This is a genomic window from Kitasatospora hibisci, assembly GCF_043950205.1.
Lineage (GTDB): Bacteria > Actinomycetota > Actinomycetes > Streptomycetales > Streptomycetaceae > Kitasatospora > Kitasatospora hibisci.
Map to the genome: position 1 here is coordinate 5,165,500 of NZ_CP171642.1, position 21,079 is coordinate 5,186,578.

13 protein-coding genes and 3 rRNA genes are annotated in these 21,079 nt (G+C 69.8%); 8 read left to right on the plus strand and 8 right to left on the minus strand.

Annotation, left to right across the window (positions count from 1 at the left end; genetic code table 11):
• Positions 1–317: 317 nt before the first annotated feature.
• From ACF9IK_RS22670 to rrf, 3 genes are all read left to right on the plus strand, one after another.
• Positions 318–1,834 (plus strand): 16S ribosomal RNA (locus ACF9IK_RS22670).
• Between the two features lie 280 nt (positions 1,835–2,114).
• A 23S ribosomal RNA gene (locus ACF9IK_RS22675) occupies positions 2,115–5,234 on the plus strand.
• A gap of 79 nt (positions 5,235–5,313) precedes the next feature.
• A 5S ribosomal RNA gene (gene rrf, locus ACF9IK_RS22680) occupies positions 5,314–5,430 on the plus strand.
• Together the 16S, 23S and 5S rRNA genes form the textbook arrangement of a ribosomal RNA operon.
• A gap of 404 nt (positions 5,431–5,834) precedes the next feature.
• Here rrf and ACF9IK_RS22685 read toward each other — a convergent pair.
• The 5 genes from ACF9IK_RS22685 to ACF9IK_RS22705 all read right to left on the minus strand — a co-directional run bounded on the left by ACF9IK_RS22685 (position 5,835) and on the right by ACF9IK_RS22705 (position 11,385).
• Positions 5,835–7,145 carry a DUF58 domain-containing protein gene (locus ACF9IK_RS22685; protein WP_395295964.1) on the minus strand — a complete coding sequence of 437 codons (1,311 nt, stop codon included), beginning with the start codon at positions 7,143–7,145 and terminating at the stop codon, positions 5,835–5,837.
• Between the two features lie 94 nt (positions 7,146–7,239).
• A complete protein-coding gene (locus tag ACF9IK_RS22690; protein ID WP_395298655.1) occupies positions 7,240–8,226 on the minus strand; it encodes an AAA family ATPase in 987 nt (328 codons plus the stop codon).
• A gap of 26 nt (positions 8,227–8,252) precedes the next feature.
• Entirely contained in the window at positions 8,253–9,524 is a 1,272-nt protein-coding gene (locus tag ACF9IK_RS22695) for a DUF4350 domain-containing protein (RefSeq protein WP_395295965.1), read from the minus strand.
• A complete protein-coding gene (locus tag ACF9IK_RS22700) occupies positions 9,521–10,192 on the minus strand; it encodes a DUF4129 domain-containing protein (protein WP_395295966.1) in 672 nt (223 codons plus the stop codon). The genes ACF9IK_RS22695 and ACF9IK_RS22700 overlap by 4 nt, the downstream gene beginning before the upstream one ends.
• A gap of 5 nt (positions 10,193–10,197) precedes the next feature.
• Positions 10,198–11,385: a hypothetical protein gene (locus ACF9IK_RS22705; RefSeq protein ID WP_395295967.1), complete on the minus strand. Its 1,188-nt coding sequence runs from the start codon at positions 11,383–11,385 to the stop codon at positions 10,198–10,200.
• A 286-nt stretch (positions 11,386–11,671) separates the two neighbouring features.
• Between ACF9IK_RS22705 and mtrA the strand changes: the two genes are divergently transcribed.
• The 3 genes from mtrA (at position 11,672) to ACF9IK_RS22720 (ending at position 16,341) form a co-directional block, all read left to right on the plus strand.
• Positions 11,672–12,349, plus strand: a complete 678-nt coding sequence (gene mtrA / locus ACF9IK_RS22710; protein WP_030061806.1) for an MtrAB system response regulator MtrA — start codon at positions 11,672–11,674, stop codon at positions 12,347–12,349.
• A gap of 127 nt (positions 12,350–12,476) precedes the next feature.
• Positions 12,477–14,507: an MtrAB system histidine kinase MtrB gene (gene mtrB / locus ACF9IK_RS22715; protein ID WP_395295968.1), complete on the plus strand. Its 2,031-nt coding sequence runs from the start codon at positions 12,477–12,479 to the stop codon at positions 14,505–14,507.
• Entirely contained in the window at positions 14,485–16,341 is a 1,857-nt protein-coding gene (locus tag ACF9IK_RS22720; protein ID WP_395295969.1) for an LpqB family beta-propeller domain-containing protein, read from the plus strand. The genes mtrB and ACF9IK_RS22720 overlap by 23 nt, the downstream gene beginning before the upstream one ends.
• Here ACF9IK_RS22720 and ACF9IK_RS22725 read toward each other — a convergent pair.
• Entirely contained in the window at positions 16,329–17,060 is a 732-nt protein-coding gene (locus tag ACF9IK_RS22725) for a ComF family protein (protein WP_395295970.1), read from the minus strand. The genes ACF9IK_RS22720 and ACF9IK_RS22725 overlap by 13 nt on opposite strands.
• 368 nt (positions 17,061–17,428) lie before the next feature.
• On the opposite strand from ACF9IK_RS22725, the gene hpf reads away from it, so the two are divergent.
• Both hpf and ACF9IK_RS22735 read left to right on the plus strand, forming a co-directional pair.
• Positions 17,429–18,121, plus strand: coding sequence for a ribosome hibernation-promoting factor, HPF/YfiA family (hpf, locus tag ACF9IK_RS22730; RefSeq protein WP_395295971.1), 693 nt, complete (start codon positions 17,429–17,431; stop codon positions 18,119–18,121).
• A 175-nt stretch (positions 18,122–18,296) separates the two neighbouring features.
• Positions 18,297–19,055, plus strand: a complete 759-nt coding sequence (locus tag ACF9IK_RS22735; RefSeq protein ID WP_395295972.1) for a response regulator — start codon at positions 18,297–18,299, stop codon at positions 19,053–19,055.
• Between the two features lie 37 nt (positions 19,056–19,092).
• On the opposite strand, the gene ACF9IK_RS22740 is transcribed toward ACF9IK_RS22735, so the two are convergent.
• Together ACF9IK_RS22740 and ACF9IK_RS22745 are read right to left on the minus strand one after the other, a co-directional pair.
• On the minus strand, positions 19,093–20,292 hold the full coding sequence (locus ACF9IK_RS22740; RefSeq protein WP_395295973.1) for a winged helix-turn-helix domain-containing protein: 1,200 nt from the start codon (positions 20,290–20,292) through the stop codon (positions 19,093–19,095).
• A gap of 110 nt (positions 20,293–20,402) precedes the next feature.
• Entirely contained in the window at positions 20,403–21,023 is a 621-nt protein-coding gene (locus tag ACF9IK_RS22745; protein ID WP_395295974.1) for a GNAT family N-acetyltransferase, read from the minus strand.
• Positions 21,024–21,079 lie beyond the last annotated feature (56 nt).

Below are 21,079 nucleotides of genomic sequence, written 5' to 3' on the forward strand. Positions count from 1 at the left end.
GAAATCCCTCCAGCGGGAATTCAGAGAAACAAGCGCCGGTAAGAACGGCCGCGAGGATCTGATAAGCTGGAAACACGAAAGAACGAAGCGCCCGGAGGGCCGGTGTGAGAGCCGCCTGAAGGAAGTGTCCGTTCCTTGAGAACTCAACAGCGTGCCAAAAGTCAACGCCAGATATGTTGACATCCCCGGCCTCGGATTATCCGGGGTTGGAGATTCCTTTTGAAATAACACTAGCGAGGACGCAGTGCGCGGGGCCGCCCTATTCCGGTGGTTGCCGTGCCGCTCAACGCGGGTGTGAACCGGATAACCGGTAATCATTCACGGAGAGTTTGATCCTGGCTCAGGACGAACGCTGGCGGCGTGCTTAACACATGCAAGTCGAACGGTGAAGCCCTTCGGGGTGGATCAGTGGCGAACGGGTGAGTAACACGTGGGCAATCTGCCCTGCACTCTGGGACAAGCCCTGGAAACGGGGTCTAATACCGGATATGACCTTCCTCCGCATGGGGGTTGGTGGAAAGCTCCGGCGGTGCAGGATGAGCCCGCGGCCTATCAGCTTGTTGGTGGGGTAATGGCCTACCAAGGCGACGACGGGTAGCCGGCCTGAGAGGGCGACCGGCCACACTGGGACTGAGACACGGCCCAGACTCCTACGGGAGGCAGCAGTGGGGAATATTGCACAATGGGCGAAAGCCTGATGCAGCGACGCCGCGTGAGGGATGACGGCCTTCGGGTTGTAAACCTCTTTCAGCAGGGAAGAAGCGCAAGTGACGGTACCTGCAGAAGAAGCACCGGCTAACTACGTGCCAGCAGCCGCGGTAATACGTAGGGTGCGAGCGTTGTCCGGAATTATTGGGCGTAAAGAGCTCGTAGGCGGCCTGTCGCGTCGGATGTGAAAGCCCGGGGCTTAACCCCGGGTCTGCATTCGATACGGGCAGGCTAGAGTGTGGTAGGGGAGATCGGAATTCCTGGTGTAGCGGTGAAATGCGCAGATATCAGGAGGAACACCGGTGGCGAAGGCGGATCTCTGGGCCATTACTGACGCTGAGGAGCGAAAGCGTGGGGAGCGAACAGGATTAGATACCCTGGTAGTCCACGCCGTAAACGTTGGGAACTAGGTGTTGGCGACATTCCACGTCGTCGGTGCCGCAGCTAACGCATTAAGTTCCCCGCCTGGGGAGTACGGCCGCAAGGCTAAAACTCAAAGGAATTGACGGGGGCCCGCACAAGCAGCGGAGCATGTGGCTTAATTCGACGCAACGCGAAGAACCTTACCAAGGCTTGACATATGCCGGAAACGTCTAGAGATAGGCGCCCCCTTGTGGTCGGTATACAGGTGGTGCATGGTTGTCGTCAGCTCGTGTCGTGAGATGTTGGGTTAAGTCCCGCAACGAGCGCAACCCTTGTTCTGTGTTGCCAGCGAGTAATGTCGGGGACTCACAGGAGACTGCCGGGGTCAACTCGGAGGAAGGTGGGGACGACGTCAAATCATCATGCCCCTTATGTCTTGGGCTGCACACGTGCTACAATGGTCGGTACAAAGGGCTGCGATGCCGCGAGGCGGAGCGAATCCCAAAAAGCCGGCCTCAGTTCGGATTGGGGTCTGCAACTCGACCCCATGAAGTTGGAGTTGCTAGTAATCGCAGATCAGCATGCTGCGGTGAATACGTTCCCGGGCCTTGTACACACCGCCCGTCACGTCACGAAAGTCGGTAACACCCGAAGCCGGTGGCCTAACCCGTAAGGGGAGGAGCCGTCGAAGGTGGGACCAGCGATTGGGACGAAGTCGTAACAAGGTAGCCGTACCGGAAGGTGCGGCTGGATCACCTCCTTTCTAAGGAGCACATAGCAGCTTCGGGCGAATGTCCCGGAGTGCTCGCTCATGGGTGGAACGTTGACTATTCGGCACAGTTCAGACGATGTCTCCTAGTACTGCTTCGGCGTGGAAGAGAGGTCATGGTGTGGGTGTGTCGGGCACGTTGTTGGGTCCTGAGGGAACGGCTGTATGGTCGTTGCTTCAGAGTTGCCGGTCTCACTGAAGAGGTGCCTTCGGGTTCTTGGAGGTGGGTGACTGGTCGTTGTTTGAGAACTGCACAGTGGACGCGAGCATCTGTGGCCAAGTTTTTAAGGGCGCACGGTGGATGCCTTGGCACCAGGAACCGATGAAGGACGTGGGAGGCCGCGATAGGCCCCGGGGAGCTGTCAACCGAGCTTTGATCCGGGGGTGTCCGAATGGGGAAACCCGGCAGTCGTCATGGGCTGTCACCCGCTGCTGAACACATAGGCAGTGTGGAGGGAACGCGGGGAAGTGAAACATCTCAGTACCCGCAGGAAGAGAAAACAACCGTGATTCCGGGAGTAGTGGCGAGCGAAACCGGATGAGGCTAAACCTAGGTGGTGTGAGACCCGGCAGGGGTTGCCGCTTGGGGGTTGTGGGAATGAGCTTCAGTCGTCTGCCGGCGGCTGGGCGAGTCAGAAACCGTATGGATAGTCGAAGGACATGCGAAAGGTCCGGCGTAGAGGGTAAGACCCCCGTAGGCGAAATCTGTACGGCTTGCTTGCTCATCTCCCAAGTAGCACGGGGCCCGAGAAATCCCGTGTGAATCTGGCGGGACCACCCGCTAAGCCTAAATATTCCCTGGTGACCGATAGCGGATAGTACCGTGAGGGAATGGTGAAAAGTACCGCGGGAGCGGAGTGAAATAGTACCTGAAACCGTGTGCCTACAAGCCGTGGGAGCGTCGTCAGTGGGCTTGCCTGCTGGCCGTGACTGCGTGCCTTTTGAAGAATGAGCCTGCGAGTTTGCGGTGTGTAGCGAGGTTAACCCGTGTGGGGTAGCCGTAGCGAAAGCGAGTCCGAATAGGGCGATTGAGTTGCATGCCCAAGACCCGAAGCGGAGTGATCTAGCCATGGGCAGGTTGAAGCGCGGGTAAGACCGTGTGGAGGACCGAACCCACCAGGGTTGAAAACCTGGGGGATGACCTGTGGTTAGGGGTGAAAGGCCAATCAAACTCCGTGATAGCTGGTTCTCCCCGAAATGCATTTAGGTGCAGCGTCACGTGTTTCTTGCCGGAGGTAGAGCACTGGATAGGCGATGGGCCTCACCGGGTTACTGACCTTAGCCAAACTCCGAATGCCGGTAAGTGAGAGCGTGGCAGTGAGACTGTGGGGGATAAGCTCCATGGTCGAGAGGGAAACAGCCCAGAACACCGACTAAGGTCCCTAAGCGTGTGCTAAGTGGGAAAGGATGTGGAGTCGCAGAGACAACCAGGAGGTTGGCTTAGAAGCAGCCACCCTTGAAAGAGTGCGTAATAGCTCACTGGTCAAGTGATTCCGCGCCGACAATGTAGCGGGGCTCAAGCACACCACCGAAGTCGTGTCATTCACATAATAGGCCCAACGGCTGTGTGGATGGGTAGGGGAGCGTCGTGTGCCGGGTGAAGCGGCCGAGGAATCGAGTCGTGGACGGTATACGAGTGAGAATGCAGGCATGAGTAGCGATACAAGAGTGGGAAACTCTTGCGCCGATTGACCAAGGGTTCCTGGGTCAAGCTGATCTGCCCAGGGTAAGTCGGGACCTAAGGCGAGGCCGACAGGCGTAGTCGATGGACAACGGGTTGATATTCCCGTACCCGCTTTGAAGCGCCAACGCTGAACCTCTTGATGCTAAGCCCGTGAAGCCGGCCCGGAGTCTTCGGATGATGGGACGTGGTGGAGCCGGTGACCCAACGGGGTAGTAGGTGAGCGATGGGGTGACGCAGGAAGGTAGTCCAGCCCGGGCGGTGGTTGTCCCGGGGTAAGGGTGTAGGACGAACGGTAGGCAAATCCGCCGTTCACGTAGTCTGAGACCTGATGCCGAGCCGATTGTGGTGAAGTGGATGATCCTATGCTGTCGAGAAAAGCCTCTAGCGAGTTTCATGGCGGCCCGTACCCCAAACCGACTCAGGTGGTCAGGTAGAGAATACCGAGGCGTTCGGGTGAACTATGGTTAAGGAACTCGGCAAAATGCCCCCGTAACTTCGGGAGAAGGGGGGCCATTCCTGGTGATGACACGTGCTGTCTGAGCTGGGGGTGGCCGCAGAGACCAGCGAGAAGCGACTGTTTACTAAAAACACAGGTCCGTGCGAAGCCGTAAGGCGATGTATACGGACTGACGCCTGCCCGGTGCTGGAACGTTAAGGGGACCGGTTAGCTAGAGTTCGCTCTGGCGAAGCTGAGAACTTAAGCGCCAGTAAACGGCGGTGGTAACTATAACCATCCTAAGGTAGCGAAATTCCTTGTCGGGTAAGTTCCGACCTGCACGAATGGCGTAACGACTTCTCGACTGTCTCAACCATAGGCCCGGTGAAATTGCATTACGAGTAAAGATGCTCGTTTCGCGCAGCAGGACGGAAAGACCCCGGGACCTTTACTATAGCTTGATATTGGTGTTCGGTTCGGCTTGTGTAGGATAGGTGGGAGACTTTGAAGCGGCAACGCCAGTTGTTGTGGAGTCGTCGTTGAAATACCACTCTGGTCGTGCTGGATGTCTAACCTGGGTCCGTGATCCGGATCAGGGACAGTGTCTGGTGGGTAGTTTAACTGGGGCGGTTGCCTCCTAAAGGGTAACGGAGGCGCCCAAAGGTTCCCTCAGCCTGGTTGGCAATCAGGTGTTGAGTGTAAGTGCACAAGGGAGCTTGACTGTGAGACTGACGGGTCGAGCAGGTACGAAAGTAGGGACTAGTGATCCGGCGGTGGCTTGTGGAAGCGCCGTCGCTCAACGGATAAAAGGTACCCCGGGGATAACAGGCTGATCTTCCCCAAGAGTCCATATCGACGGGATGGTTTGGCACCTCGATGTCGGCTCGTCGCATCCTGGGGCTGGAGTAGGTCCCAAGGGTTGGGCTGTTCGCCCATTAAAGCGGTACGCGAGCTGGGTTTAGAACGTCGTGAGACAGTTCGGTCCCTATCCGCTGTGCGCGTAGGAGTGTTGAGAAGGGCTGTCCCTAGTACGAGAGGACCGGGACGGACGAACCTCTGGTGTGCCAGTTGTTCTGCCAAGGGCATGGCTGGTTGGCTACGTTCGGGAGGGATAACCGCTGAAAGCATCTAAGCGGGAAGCCTGCTTCGAGATGAGCACTCCCACCTCCTTGAGAGGGTAAGGCTCCCAGTAGACGACTGGGTTGATAGGCCGGATATGGAAGCCCTGTGAGGGGTGGAGTTGACCGGTACTAATAGGCCGAGGGCTTGTCCTCAGTTGCTCGCGTCCACTGTGTTGTTCTGAAACAACGACCCCCGCCATCGATGGGTGGGCGGTAGATAGTTTCATAGTGTTTCGGTGGTCATAGCGTGAGGGAAACGCCCGGTTACATTCCGAACCCGGAAGCTAAGCCTCACAGCGCCGATGGTACTGCAGGGGGGACCCTGTGGGAGAGTAGGACGCCGCCGAACAATTCTTCTGAAGAACCCCCGGTCCGGGAACGGATCGGGGGTTCTTCGCATTTCCGGACGATCAGGGCCTCTGGGAAATGCTGGAGGAAATGGCCTTCCACCATGCCCCGGACACCGCAGGGACCGGGTCGTGCCGGGCGCTCCGGGACGTCTTGCAGGACCCTGCCGAACGCCCTCAGAGGATCCTGAGAAGGGCCGCTTCTGCAGGGGCCGGGGGGGCCGACAACCTGGCGGCCCCGGAAGGGCTCTGAAGGCCGGGGGGAGGGATCCAGGGGGCAGGTGAGCCGACTCCGCCGCCCTCCAGGCACACCGGCCCCCAGCCGGGGAGGCGTACGCCAGAGCCCCGCTGCACTACGCAGCGGGGCTCTGGCGTGTCGGTGCAGGGCCGCGCAAGGGGCCGGCGGTCAGAGGCGGCCGGCGGCCTTGAGGGCGAGGTAGGCGTCGGCGAGGGCCGGGGCCACCGAGGCGGGCGGGGCGTCGAGGACGGTGATGCCCTGGCGGGTGAGGCGGTCGGCCGTGCGGCGGCGGTCGGCGCGGGTCTGCTCGGCCGCGGCCGCGCCGTACACGGCCTCGACGGTGCCGCGGCCGGAGGCCAGCTCGTCGAGGCGGGGGTCGGAGACCGAGGCGAGGACGACCTCGTGGCGCTTGGTGAGCATCGGCAGCAGGGGGAGCAGGCCGTCCTCCACGGGAGCCGCGTCGAGGCCCGTGAGCAGGACGATCAGCGAGCGGTGCGGTGCCATCTTCAGCGCGCCGGCCACCACCGACCGCATGTCCGTTTCGTAGAGGGCGGGCTCCAGGACGGCCATCGCGTTGGTGAAGGCCGGCAGGATCTCGCTGGGGGACCGCCCGGCCACGGAGACGCGCTTGCGCAGGTCGTGGGCGAGCAGGTCGACCCGGTCGCCCGCCTTGGTGGCGAGCGCGGTGAGCAGCAGTGCGGCGTCGAGCGAGGCGTCGAGGCGCGGTGCGTCGCCGACCCGTCCGGCGGAGGTGCGGCCGGTGTCGAGGACGATCAGGATGTGGCGGTCGCGTTCGGGGCGCCAGGTGCGGACCGCGACGGTGTGTCGGCGGGCGCTGGCGCGCCAGTCGATGGAGCGGACGTCGTCGCCGGCGAGGTACTCGCGCAGCGAGTCGAACTCGGTGCCCTGGCCGCGGGTCAGCACGGAGGTGCGGCCGTCGAGTTCACGGAGCCGGGCGAGCCGGGAGGGCAGGTGCTTGCGGCTGTTGAACGGGGGCAGGGCGCGGACCGTCCAGGGGACGAGGTGCGAGCCCTGACGGCCTGCCAGACCGAGCGGGCCGAGGGAACGGATCGTCACCTTGTGGGCGTGGTGGTCGCCGCGCCGGGTCGGGGTGAGGAGCGTGGTGACGCGGCGCCGCTCGTGGCCGGGGATGCGCAGGCCGTGCCGGGAGGCGGCCGACTCGGTGTCGGGCCGCCAGGCGGACGGGGCCCAGGCGTCGCGGATGCGGGCGCGGAGCGTGCGGCCGGAGGGGTTGGTGACGGTCAGTTCCACCGACGCGGTCTCACCGAGCCGGACGTTGGTGTCGCCGCCGCGGGCGAGCCGGAGGCTGCGGACCGGGGCTGCGAGCACCAGATCGACGGCGACGGCGATCAGGACGGTGCCGGTGACGGCGGCGAGGCCGACGGCGGAGGGCAGGAGCAGGCCCACGACGAGCGCGCCGAGTGCGGCGAGGAGGGCGGTACGCCCGGTGAGGGCCATGCGTTGCGCTCTTTCGTCGAAGCGGGGTCGTCAGGTGTGGGAGTCGTCGTTAGCGGGGCGGGCGTCGCACGCCCGCCCCGCCGGACTGCTCGGCTCAGCGCGGGGCGGGCGTCTGGGCGAGGACGGCCTGGATGACGGAGTCGGCGGTGACGCCCTCCATCTCGGCCTCGGCGCGCAGCGCGACGCGGTGGCGCAGGGTGGGCAGGGCGAGCGCCTTGACGTCGTCGGGGGTGACGTAGTCGCGGCCGGCCAGCCAGGCCCAGGCGCGGGAGGCGCCCAGCAGCGCGGTGGCGCCGCGCGGGGAGACGCCGATGGAGAGCGAGGGGGACTGCCGGGTGGCCCGGCAGAGGTCGACGATGTAGGCGAGGACCTCGGGCGAGACGGTGAGCTCGGCGATCTGCTCGCGGGCGGCGGCGATGTGCTCGGGGCCGGCCACCGGCCGGACGCCGGCGGCGGCGAGGTCGCGCGGGTCGAAGCCGGAGGCGTGCCGGGCGAGGACCTGGAACTCCTGGTCACGGTCGGGCAGCGGCAGGATCAGCTTCAGCAGGAAGCGGTCGAGCTGGGCCTCGGGCAGCGGGTAGGTGCCCTCGTACTCGACCGGGTTCTGCGTAGCGGCGACCAGGAACGGGACGGGCAGCGCGCGGGGCTCGCCGTCGACGGTGACCTGGTGCTCCTCCATGGCCTCCAGCAGGGCGGCCTGGGTCTTCGGCGGGGTGCGGTTGATCTCGTCGGCGAGCAGCAGGTTGGTGAAGACCGGGCCGGGCTGGAAGGAGAACTCGGCGGTGCGGGCGTCGTAGACGAGGGAGCCGGTGACGTCGCCGGGCATCAGGTCGGGGGTGAACTGGATGCGCTTGGTCTCCAGGCTGAGCGCGGTGGAGAGGGTGCGGATCAGCAGGGTCTTCGCCACGCCGGGGACGCCTTCGAGCAGCACGTGGCCGCCACACAGCAGGGCCACGACGAGGCCGGTGACGGCGGCGTCCTGGCCGACCACGGCCTTGGCGATCTCGGCGCGCAGGGCGGTGAGCGCCTGACGCGGGTCACTGGTGGTGCCGGGGGTGGCGGGCGCCGTGCCGGGGGTGATGCGGAGCTGGGCGGTGGCCTGTTCGGTCACGGCTTCCGTACCTGCCTTTCGAGGGCGTCGAGGTCGTCGGCGAGCCGCAGCAGGGCGGCGTCGTCGGTCGGGGGCGGGCCGTACAGGAGGGCCTGGACGTCGCCGGCGGGGCGGTCGGGGAGGCGGCCGAGGACGGCCGCGCAGAGCGCGGTGGGGTCGGGGAGTCCGGCGTCGAGCGGGACACCCAGGGCCGGGGCGAGGCGGTGCGCGGCGGCGCGGCGCAGCGCGTCTGCGGCGCGGCCGCGGGCTTTCGCCCGGTGGTAGAGCCGGGCGCGGCCCTCGGTGGTCTCCGCCGCCCGGACCACCACCGGGAGGTTCTCGCCGATGACGGGGCCGAGGCGGCGTGCGCGCCAGAGGGCGGCGAGCAGGACGGCGGCGACCAGCTGGTAGCCACCCCAGCGCCAGCCGTCGGGGACGAAGTCGCCGAGCTCCTTCCGGCTGCCGCCTTCGGCGAGCAGGGTGCCGTAGTCGGGCAGTTGCCAGGTGACGTCGGGCCGGGAGCCGAGCAGGCCGAGCGCGAGCGAGGCGTTGCCGTCCTTCTTGACGAGCTCATTGGTGAGGAAGTCGCCGCTGCCGAGGACGACGACCTCGGTGTCCTTGCCGGTCCGGAGGGTGACCAGGGGGTATCCGTGGCCGCGCGGGTAGCAGCCCTCGCCGCGGCTGCCGGCGGTGTAGAGCAGGCCGCCGAGGTGGGCGGTGCCGGCCCGGACGGCCTCGGGGAGCGAGCACTGGGCGGCGGTGCTGCGGACGGCCGCGTAGGGGGCGCCGCCGCCCTCGTCGGAGGGCCGTACGCCGGGGGCCAGGGCGCTGAGCGCGGCCGGACCGGGGGAGAGCAGGACCAGGCGGGTGTGCTTGGCGGCGGCGAGGGTGCGCAGTTGCTCGGGGGTGAGCAGGTCGGGCTCTTGGATGACGAGGGTGCCGCTGCCGGCAGGGCGTCCGCTGGGGTCCTCGGTGATGTCGACCCTGAGGCCCTCGCGCTGGAGCAGGGCGACCACGCCGTGGGTGCCGGTGGCGTCGTAGGAGCGCGGGTCGAGCCGGGGGTAGCGACGGTCCTGGTTCAGGCCGGCCAGCACGGTGGCGGCGAGCAGGAGCAGCGCGGCGCTGAGCAGGTACCAGCGGGAGCGGCGCCAGAGGCTGCGGCCGGTGGGCGCGAGACTGGTGGCGCTGCCCGGCGCCTGCGGCGGGCCGGCGGGTGAGGTCTGGGCGGCGGGGGAAGCGGCCGGGGCGGGCTGCGGCGGCCGGGCCGGTCCGGGGCCGGTGGTCGTCATGCCGCTCCTCCCGGCGCCGCGGCGAGGGCCGGGCGGGCGCGTTCGAGGGCCTGGTCGAGGTCGCGGAGCAGTTGGTAGGCGGCCCGGTCGGCGGTGCGGTCGCCGTAGGCGATGTCGTCGAAGGTGAGGGCGGCCGCGGTGAGGGCGGCGGCGTGCTCGGGCAGCGAGCGGCCGGCTTCGGCGGCGGCCTCGTCGGCGGTGCGGCCGGGGCGGGTGTCGAGCAGGGTGCGCTCCTCCAGGGCCCGGACCAGGGCGCGCATCTGTTCGCGGACGGCCTCGGCCCACTCACCGGCGGTGGCGTGCCGCTCGGCGTCGGCCCGGTACTGGGCGGCGGTGCGCGGTCCGGCGGTGCCGAAGACGTCGAGGGTGGTGCGGGCGGCCCGGCGGGGGGCGCCGAGCCGCCACCAGAGGCCGACGCCGACGAGGACGGCGACCACCAGGAAGACGATCAGCCCGGTGGTTCCGCTGGTGCCGTCGCCGGCGATGACGCCCAGCGCGTCGTTGATCCGGTCCATGATCCAGTCGTAGACCCGCTCCTGGAGGCTCGGGTCGTGGCGGTGGTAGTCCGCCTTGAGCAGCTCGTCGCGGGCGGCCTCGCGGGCCGGGTCGCGCGGCACGGTGATCGGCGCACCGCCGGCCGCCCGCGGAAGGTCCCCCCAGTTCGGCATCCGGCTCAGAGCCTCGCCGCGCTGGGGTCGCTCTGGCCGCTCCAGCCGGTGGCGCCGTACTCGGACAGGCCGGCGGCGCGGGCCAGCTCGATGTCCAGTGCCTCGCGCCGGATCCGCTGGTCGACGTAGAGGAGCACGCCGATGGCGGCGGTGAACGGGATGGTGATCGTGGCGGAGATGACGCCGGCGATGGCGGTGGTGATCAGCATCGCGGCCGGCAGGGTGGCGGCCTCGCCGTTGTCGACCTGGCCGACCAGGTCGTCGAAGCCGAGCACGAGGCCGACGACGGTGAACGGCACGCTGATCATCCCGGCGACGAGGGCGGCCATCAGCTGGCTGAGCAGGTTGATGCCGAACAGCCGCCACCAGGAGCCGCGGACCAGACGCCTGGAGCGGGAGAGGGCGGTCAGGATGCCCTGCTTCTCCAGCATCAGCGCGGGCGCGGCCAGGCTGAGCTGGATCCAGAGCCAGAGGGCGACCGGGAGGCTGAGCAGGCCGACCACGACGAGCAGCGCCGCGATCACCGGCTCGTGCGCCCCGGAGAGCAGGTAGCCGATCAGCGGGGTGAAGCCCAGCAGGACCACGCCGGCGCCGATCAGGCCGGTCAGCAGGGTCAGGCCGGTGAGCTGCAGCATCCGGGGGCGGGCGTCGCGCCAGGCGTCCCGGACGGTGGCGTTCTGCCCGAGGATGGCGCGGCTGACGACCATGGTCAGCAGGGCGGTGGCCACGACGCCGAGCAGCATCGTGAGCGGCAGGCTGACCAGTGTGCCCAGGACCGGGGTGAGGTCGCCGGTGTCGCCGTTCACGGCGAACTGGGTGCCGGTGACGGCGGCCTGGTGGACCACGGCGACGCCGAGCGAGAGGCCGAGCGTGGTGCGCCAGTGCTTGCGGATGGTGGAGACGGCTCCGTCCATGAGCTCGCCGAGGCCGAGCGGGCGCAGCGGGATGACGCCGGGCTTGGGGCTGGTCGGGACGCCCCAGCCGTACGGGCCGGGCCCGCCGTAGGGGAGCTGCCCGCCGGGGCCGGGCTGCGGGCCGCCGTAGCCGGCGCCCCAGGCGGGCGGCGGGGCGGGCACGCCCTGGGGTGGTACCGACTGCCCGGGCACGGCGGCGGGCGTGTCGGCCGGGGGCCGGGGCTCGTCGCGGGGCGGCTCGGACGAGCTGGGCGAGGCCCAGCCCGGAGTGTCGGTCATCACTGCTCCTCGGAGGGCTTCAGGTTCGCGGCGCCGGGTGGATCTTCATCAGGGCGCAGCGCCCATCGTGCCATGGTGGTCGGACGGGCCCCAGGGGTGTCCGGTTGCTGTACGGCAACGGGCGCGCGCGTGGTGGCCGCGCGGTGGCGGCCGGGCGGCCGGGCGGGGTCGGGCGGCGGTTATTCGCCCGGTATGGCCGGAATTCGCCGGGGTGGCTTGTTGGCCGTTCTGGAGCAATGGGACTGCTGTGCGGCAGGTCACAATCCGGTAATGAGAAGATGGACGCATGAAGGGACGCGTCCTCGTCGTTGATGACGACTCCGCACTGGCCGAGATGCTCGGCATCGTGCTGCGTGGTGAGGGTTTTGAGCCGTTTTTCGTCGCGGATGGGGACAAGGCGCTAGCCGCGTTCCGGGAGACCAAGCCCGACCTGGTGCTTCTGGACCTCATGCTGCCCGGTCGGGACGGTATCGACGTCTGCCGGCAGATCCGGGCGGAATCGGGCATTCCGATCGTCATGCTGACCGCCAAGACGGACACCGTGGACGTCGTGGTCGGCCTGGAATCGGGTGCCGACGACTACGTCACCAAGCCGTTCAAGCCCAAGGAGCTGGTGGCCCGGGTGCGCGCGCGGCTGCGCCGTGCCGAGGAGCCGACGCCCGAGCAGCTGACCATCGGCGATCTGGTGATCGACGTGGCCGGCCACTCGGTGAAGCGGGACGGCCGGGGCATCCCGCTGACCCCGCTGGAGTTCGACCTGCTGGTCGCGCTGGCCCGCAAGCCCTGGCAGGTGTTCACCCGCGAGGTGCTGCTGGAGCAGGTCTGGGGCTACCGCCACGCGGCGGACACCCGCCTGGTCAACGTGCACGTCCAGCGTCTCCGCTCGAAGATCGAGAAGGACCCGGAGCGTCCCGAGATCGTGGTGACCGTCCGTGGCGTCGGCTACAAGGCCGGGCCCAGCTGACGTGATGTACCGGGCTGACGAGACCCCGTCGGGTACCGCGACCGGCGGGGCCGGCGCCGTGCGCGGGGACGTGCTGAGTTCGACGACGCGCAGCCGCCGCCGGCGCGGGCCGCGCTCCCTGTTCGCGATGGTCGCCCGTCAGCTGCGCTGGCCGGTCCAGCGGGTGGTGGCCCTGTACCGCCGCTCGATCCAGCTGCGGGTGGTCGCGGCCACGCTGCTGCTCTCCGTCGTGGTGGTGCTGGTCCTGGGCGTGGTCGTGGTGGCCCAGGTCCGCAACGGCCTGCTGGACACCAAGAAGGATTCGGCGCGCAACCAGGCCAAGTCCGGTTTCCTGACCGAGCTGAAGAAGATCGACGAGGCGAAGGACCTGCGCCTCAAGGTGGGCGCGACCGCGGACCCGTCCACCGAGGAGATCGGCACCTGGCTGCTGAAACAGGTCGGCGACCTCGCGGCCGGCGGGCAGGGCGTCTACTCGGTGATCGCCACGCTGCCCGGAAGCGGCCAGACGGTCACGCCCGAGCAGACCGGCCTCGGGCCGCGCTACTCCGGCGACATCCTGCCGAACAGCATCCCGGACAGCCTGCGGGCCAAGGTCTCCTCCGAGAGCGGGATCTTCGACCAGCCGACCGTGATCCACCGCGCCGCCGAGAGCGGTGGGCGGACCGAGCCCGGCCTCGCCATCGGCACGCAGTTCTCCGGCCCGACCGGGGCCCGGTACCAGCTGTACTACGTCTTCTCCTTCGGCCAGGAGACCAACACCCTCGGCCTGGTCACCGGGACGCTGGCCACTGCCGGCGTCTTCGTGGTGATCATGATGGGGGGCATCGCCTGGCTCGTGGTGCGCCAGGTGGTCACCCCGGTCCGGATGGCCGCCGGGATCTCCGAGCGGTTGGCCGCCGGGCACCTGGAGGAGCGGATGAAGGTCACCGGGACGGACGACATCGCCCGCCTCGGCGAGTCCTTCAACCGGATGGGCAACGCGCTGCAGGCGCAGATCCGCCAGTTGGAGGAGCTCTCCCGGGTGCAGCGGCGCTTCGTCTCGGACGTCTCGCACGAGCTCCGCACCCCGCTGACGACGGTGCGGATGGCCGCGGACCTGATCTACGACAGCCGCGACGACCTCGACCCGATGGCCGCCCGCTCGGCCGAGCTGCTCCAGGGCCAGCTGGACCGCTTCGAGTCGCTGCTCGCCGACCTGCTGGAGATCAGCCGCTTCGACGCCGGCGCCGCGATCCTGGACGCCGAGCCGGTCGACCTGCGCGAGATCGTCGGCCGGGTGGTCGAGGCCGCCGATCCGCTGGCCCAGGCCAAGGGCAGCGCCGTGGTGATCCGCGGCGACGGCGAGCCGGTGCTGGCCGAGGTCGACTCCCGCCGGATCGAGCGCATCCTGCGCAACCTGGTGGTCAACGCACTGGAGCACGGCGAGGGCCGTGACGTCGTGGTCCGGCTGGGCTCGGCCGACGGTGCGGTCGCGGTCGGCGTGCGCGACTACGGCATCGGGCTCAAGCCCGGCGAGGCCTCCCGCGTCTTCCACCGCTTCTGGCGGGCCGACCCGTCGCGGGTGCGGACCACCGGCGGCACCGGGCTCGGCCTCTCCATCGCGGTCGAGGACGCGCACCTGCACGGCGGCTGGCTGCAGGCCTGGGGCGAGCCCGGCGGCGGCTCGCACTTCCGGCTCACCCTGCCGCGCACCCGCGGCGGCGAGATCAGCCGCGCGCCGTTCCGGCTGGAGCCGGAGGACTCACGCAACAACCGGGGCCTCGGCACGTACGGGACGCCCTACCGCCGGGCGATCCGGCCGGCCGGCGCCACCGCGCTGACCGCCGCCGAGGACGCCGTCCCGGAGACCCCGGAGGCCTCCGGCAACGGCTTCGGCAGCGGGCTCGGCGGTGTGCTGAGCATCGGCCCCGGCCTCGGCAACCCCCGGTTGCCGGAGGGACCGCGCTCCGACCCCTCGGACGTGCGGACCGCGGGCGCCGGGTACGGTGCCACGGGTGCCCAGGTCATGGTGGACCCGGCGCCCAGGCGGCCGTCGGTGGCACAGCGGACGGCGGGGCCGGACGAGACGGGCGGGCCCGAGGCTGCGGAGGCCGCGGTCGGCACCGGCGGCGGGACGGACATGGAGGGGTCGCAGCGTGCGACGGATCAGCAGGACTGAGCCGCGGCTGGCCGCGGTGGCCGGCGCGGTGGTGGGCACCCTGCTGGTGGGTGGCTGCGCCGCGATGCCGGACTCCGGCGGCATCGGCAAGGTCGAGCTCTCGCAAGGGACGGCCGACAAGAACCTGCAGGTCAGGGTCTTCCCGGTGGGGCCGGCCAAGGGTGCCAAGCCGGGCGACCTGCTCGCCGGCTTCCTGGACGCGCTGACCTCGGACGAGAGCTACGACACCGCCCGCCAGTACCTCACCGCCGAAGCGGGGATGCGCTGGAAGCCGGACGCCGGCATCAAGGTGCTCGCGGCCAATCCCACGGTGCAGCCCAGCCAGACCGTGACGGACGCCGACACGGCGTTCGCGATCCGCGCCTCCAGCCGGGTCGTCGCCGAGGTGGACGACAAGCACGCCTACCGGTTCGCGGACGGCCAGCGGGACGTCGCGCTCCCGTTCTCCTTCGTCCGGGAGAAGGGCGGCGAGTGGCGGATATCCGAGCTTCCCGACGGCGTGGTCATCAACGAGACCAACTTCCGCAACAGCTACCGCCAGGCGGACCGCTTCTTCTACGCGAAGCAGGACCCGTCCGCGGCCGCCGCCCCGGAGGTGCTGATCGCCGACCCGATCTACCTGCGGCGCCGGACGGACCCGCTGACCTCGGCCGCCCGCGCGGTGGTCGCCGGCCCGTCCGACTGGCTCTCCCCGGTGGCCCAGACCGCCTTCCCGACCGGCAGCACCGTCGAGCAGGTGAGCGTGGACGAGAGCCGCACCGCCCGCGTGGTGCTCAGCGGCGTCGACCTCGGCAGCACCATGCTCTGCCGGCGGATGGCCACGCAGCTCTTCTACACCCTCGCCGACCAGGGCAAGGGGCAGATCGAGCGGCTGGACCTGAAGGGCCCGCACGGAGCCGGCTGCCAGGCGAGCCGCACCGACGTGCCGTTCACCGGCCCCGGCGCGCTGGTCGGGCCGTCCGCCGGTCAGCAGTACCTCCAGCGTGCCGAGGACGGCGTGCTGATGGAGGTCAACGACGCCGAGGGCACCACCGTCCGCGGCCCGCTCGGCAAGCCGCAGCCCGGCAAGCAGCCGCTCGGCACCATCGCGGTGGCCCGGGACGGCGCCCGGGCCGCGGCGATCGGGGCCAACGGCCACCAGCTCTACACGGTCGGGCTCTCGGACAACGTGCGGACGATGCCCGAGCCGCTGCTCACCACCCCGGTTCGCGCCGGGGACAAGGCCGAGGACGGCCTGGCCTCGCCCAGCTGGGACGGCCGCGGCGACCTCTGGGTGGTGGACCGCGACCCGCAGAACCGCCGGGTGCTCATGGTGCGCGGTGACAAACCCGTCACCGTGCCGGTCGAGGGCCTGGACGGGCACACCGTGCAGGACCTCAAGATCTCCTCCGACGGCGTCCGGGTCGCCCTGATGCTCAAGGACGTCCGCGGCACCCGCTCGCTCTGGCTGGGCCTCGTGGTCCACGGCGGCAGCATCGAGGCGCCGACCGCGCAGGTGGTCGGGCTGCGCCCGGCCGCGCCGCTGCTCACCGAGGTCGCCTCGGTGTCCTGGGCGGAGGCGGACCAGCTGCTCGTGCTGGGCAAGGAGAACGGCCGCCTGCCGCAGCTGCACTACATGAGCACCGACGGCTCGCAGAACAGCGAGGCCCCGCTCCAGGGCGGCGAGGGGATGTCCTCGGCGGAGGCGTCCGAGGCCCGCGGGGACGTCCTGCAGGAGGTCAAGCCGGTGCTGGCGCGGCAGGCCGCGGACGGCAAGGTGTACCGGCTGGTGAACAGTCAGTGGCGGGAGGTCAACCCGACCTTCCGGGCGTCCGCCTTCGTCTACCCGGGCTGAGGCCCTCGGCGGGGGACGGCGGCCGCCACGGCGGCGGCCGCCTTCGGGGCGAGCCCGGCGGCGGTCAGGGCCCGCGCGGCCTCGGCCAGGCTGGCGCCGGTGGTCACCAGGTCGTCCACCAGTACCGGTTGACGCCCCTTCAACCGGCAGTCGGCCCGCGGCAGTACGGTGAGTGCGCCGTGCAGGTTGCGCCGCCGTTCGGCGGCGGTGAGCCCGGCCTGGTCCGCGACCGGGCGGGTGTGCCGCAGCAGGGACGCCGAACGGGCGTCCAGTCCCGACCGGCGCAGGGACCGGGCGGCCGCGTCGGCCAGCCGCAGCGTCGGGTCGTGGCCGCGGGCGCGGACCGCGGCCGGGGCGGAAGGCATCGGGACCAGCAGCAACGGCGCCAGTGCGGCGCGCGGCCCGAGCGAGGAGCGCACGGCCCTGGCGAGCGCGTCGCCCAGCGGGCCGGCCAGCCGTAGGGCCCCTCGTTCCTTGTGGGCGAGCAGCAGTTGGCGCACCGGGTCGGCGTAGGGGGCGGCGGCGTGCACCCAGGGCAGCGCGGTGGGCCCGGGCCGGGTGGTGGCCAGCGCACCGCGGCAGACGGGACAGAGCTGAGTGCGGTCGGTGCCGCAGCCGGCGCAGCGGGTCGGCAGCAGGGTGTCCAGAAGGCCGGCCAGTGCGTGGGCGAACGGGCCTTGGGCGGTCTGCGGACGGGTGGGTACGGGGGTGGGCGGCACGGCTGCTCCTGGCGGCTGAAGGCACGGAGAGTGAGCAAAGGATCCGCCGTACGGGGGGTGTTGTCCAGGTATTTACCCATGTTTCACTCGCTGGAGGGTAGACAGGGTGCAACAGTTTGACGGCCAGGCCACAGCATCGGGTCATACCCACTTATCCGCCTGGGGAGGCGAAAACCCCCTGTGAGGTGTTCGATGAGGCTCCAGGGGGTTTCAACCGTCCCTGATGGGGAGGAAGTGAGGTGAGGGCCAGTCGCTTCCGCCGTTCACGGTGGAGCGGGGGGCCGGCAGTGGATGGGCTGGTCCAGCTGGGTCTCAGCCCGATTCGGTAGCACCCGGATCGGCGTCAGCACGAGGGATCGGAGTTCTGCGTGGACATCGTCGTCAAGGGCCGCAAGACCGAGGTGCCCAAGAGGTTCCGGGATCACGTGGCCGAGAAGCTGGAGAAGGTCCAGAAGTTCGACACCAAGGCGATCAGCCTCGATGTCGAGGTGTCCAAGGAACACAACCCGCGGCAGGCCGACCGGTCGGACCGCGTGGAGATCACTCTCCGTACCCGTGGCCCGGTGATCCGGGCCGAGGCCGCCGCCGGCGACCCGTACGCGGCGCTCGACCTGGCCTCGGCGAAGCTCGACGCGCAGCTGCGCAAGTCCGCAGACCGGCGCCGGGTCCACAAGGGCGGCAACGGCCGCACCCCCATCAGCGTCGCCGAGGCGACCGCGGCCCTGGCCGCGCTGCCCGAGCCGTCGCACCCGGAGGGCGTGACCAACGGGGCCGTCCGCAAGACCATGATGGGATCCCTGGAAGTGGAGGGCGAAGGCCCGCTGGTGGTCCGGGAGAAGACCCACCCGGCCGCCCCGATGGCGCTCGACCAGGCGCTCTACGAGATGGAGCTGGTCGGGCACGACTTCTACCTCTTCGTGGAGAAGGACAGCGGTCTGCCGAGCGTCGTCTACCGCCGGCACGGCTACAACTACGGCGTCATCCACCTGAAGGCCGACGGTTCGGCCATGGCGGGTGGCGGCGCGGGCGGTGCGATCGGCGGGGTCGGCGACGAGGACTGACCGTTCGAACAGTGTGGGAGAGGTGACCCCGGTGGCGGCTGCCGCCGGGGTCACCGGCCTTCCGGGGCGCTCCCGAGGTCACCCGATGCGAGGCGATCGGCGCCGGAGGGTGACCGCAGGGCCTCCCGGCCGTGGAATGATTGGCGCACGACTACCGGCGACGGGGGAGGAGCGGATGGGGGATCACTTCGGGCTGGGGCCCGCCAAGGGGCCTGTCGCGGGGGTGGCGACCGGGCCCGAGGGGGAGCCCGGGTACGCCCTGCACCGGGGGGAGCCGATCCGCGTCCTGGTGGTCGACGACCACGCGCTGTTCCGCCGCGGGCTGGAGATCGTGCTCGCGGAGGAGGAGGACATCAAGGTCATCGGCGAGGCCGGGGACGGTGCCGAGGCCGTGCTCAAGGCCGCCGACCTGCTGCCCGACATCATCCTGATGGACGTCCGGATGCCCCGCCGCAGCGGGATCGAGGCGTGCACCGCGATCAAGGACGTGGTGCCCAGCACCAAGATCATCATGCTGACGATAAGCGACGAGGAGGCCGACCTCTACGAGGCGATCAAGGCGGGGGCCACCGGCTACCTGCTCAAGGAGATCTCCACCGACGAGGTCGCCACGGCGATCCGCGCCGTTGCCGACGGGCAGTCCCAGATCAGCCCGTCGATGGCCTCCAAGCTGCTCACCGAGTTCAAGTCGATGATCCAGCGCCGCTCCGACGACCGGGAGCTGGTGCCCGCACCCCGGCTGACCGACCGGGAGCTGGAGGTGCTGAAGCTGGTGGCCACCGGGATGAACAACCGGGAGATCGCCAAGGAGTTGTTCATCAGCGAGAACACCGTGAAGAACCACGTGCGCAACATCCTGGAGAAGCTGCAGCTGCACTCCCGGATGGAGGCCGTGGTCTACGCGATGCGGGAGAAGATCCTCGAAATAGGGTGACGGCGGCGGCCCTGTGCACCCGCGCGGCGGGCCGGACTCAGCTGTCGAGCAGCTTCTCCAGGGCCGGGCGCAGCGACTCGTCCCGCAGGGCCCCGACCCGCACCGCGTCGCAGCCCACCCACGCGGCCGCCTCGCGCAGGGCGGCGGCCAGCGCCTCGACGTGCCGCGCGGCGTCCAGCGAGACCTGACGCGCCACCAGGGTCCTTCCCTCGCGCGCCGGATCGACCCGGCCGACCAGCCGGCCGCCGGCCAGCAGCGGCATCGCGAAGTAGCCGTGCACCCGCTTGTGCTTGGGCGTGTAGGCCTCCAGCTTGTGCAGCATGCCGAAGATCCGCTCGGTGCGCGGGCGGTCCCAGATCAGCGAGTCGAACGGCGAGAGCAGCGTGGTGCGGTGGCGACCGCGCGGCGCGGCGGCGAGTGCCGCGGGGTCGGCCCAGGCGGCGGCGGTGGCGCCGGCCGGGCCCCACCCGACGACCTCCACCGGGACGAGCCCGGAGTCGGCGACCACGGCGTCCACCTGTTCGGGGCGGAGCCGGTGGTAGTCGAGCAGGTCGGCCCGGGTGGCCACGCCGAGCGCGGCGCCGGACTGGGCGACCAGGGTGCGCAGGCACTCCTCGTCGGTCGGCTCCGCGTGGAACAGCTCGGCGGGGACGGCCCGTTCGGCCAGGGCGTAGACGCGCTTCCAGCCGCGGCGCTCGGCGCAGACCACGTCGCCGAAGGCCAGCGCCCGCTCCACCGCGATCTTGGTGTCGGACCAGTCCCACCAGTCCGCCGTCTTCTTGGCGCCGCCCAGCTCGGTGGAGGTCAGCGGACCGTCGGCGCGCAGCCGGGCCAGCACCCCCTGGTAGGTGGCCTCGTCCACCTGCTGGCCCCAGAGGTGGTTGCGCTCGCGGTACCGCCGGCGCCGGAAGGCGAACAGCGGCCACTCCTCGACCGGCAGGATGCAGGCCGCGTGCGACCAGTACTCGAAGGTGGTGCCCGCGCTCCAGTAGGCCGCCTCGACGGCCGGTCGGCCGACCGCGCCGAGCCGTGCGTACGGGACCAGCTCGTGCGAGCGGGCCAGCACCGAGATGGTGTCGAGCTGGACGGAACCGAGGTGCCGGAGCATCGCGCGCACACCACCCCGGCGGTCCGGCGCACCGAGCAGGCCCTGGGCGCGCAGGGCGATGCGACGGGCCTCGTCGGCGCTCAGGGTCGCGACGGGGGAGGGGGTCGGAGCGGTGGGCATGGCGGTCATACCCGCGAGCGTAGACGGGGAGTACGACAGCGGGGCTTCCGGAGGACGGTCCCGGGGCCCGGCGGGCTCACGGGGCCCGTGGGCGCCGGGCCACCGGTACCCGGGGCGCCTCAGCCGGCGGGCTCGGTGCGGCCGTCGGCGCCGGCGAGGTCGGTGGCGAGCAGCGCGCCGATCCAGGCGTCGTGGAACCGGCCGCGCTGCTCGGCGTACGAACGCAGGGTGCCCTCCATGCGGAAGCCGACCTTCCCGGCGACCGCACGGGAGGGTTCGTTGCCGACGTATGCCACCCACTCCAGCCGGCGCAGGCCCAGCTCGGTGAGGCCGTAGCGGGCCACCGCGCGGGCGGCCTCGACGGTGTACCCGCGGCCGCGGTGCTCCTTGGTCGCCCACCAGCCGATCTCGGCGGTGCCGGTGCGGCCGGGGTTGCGGGTCAGGCCCTGGGCGCCGACCAGGGCGCCGCTCTCACGCTCGAACACGCACCAGACGGGGGCGTCGCCGGTGCGCCAGCCGTTGGCTGCGAGGTCGTGGACGAAGAACTCCGCGTCCTCGCGCCGGTACGGCACCGGGACGACCGTCCAGCGCTGGATCTCCTCGTCCTGACAGGCCTGGTGGATCGCGTCGACGTCGGACTCCTGCGGGGCCCGCAGCACGAGGCGCTCGGTGGTGAGGGTGACCGGGCCGGCGGCCGGCCGGCCGGGCTTCTGGTCCTGCTGTTCCGTGGTCTCTCCCATACACGGATTATTCAGTGCAGAGAGGAATTCGAGCATTCGATTAACCATCGTTACCG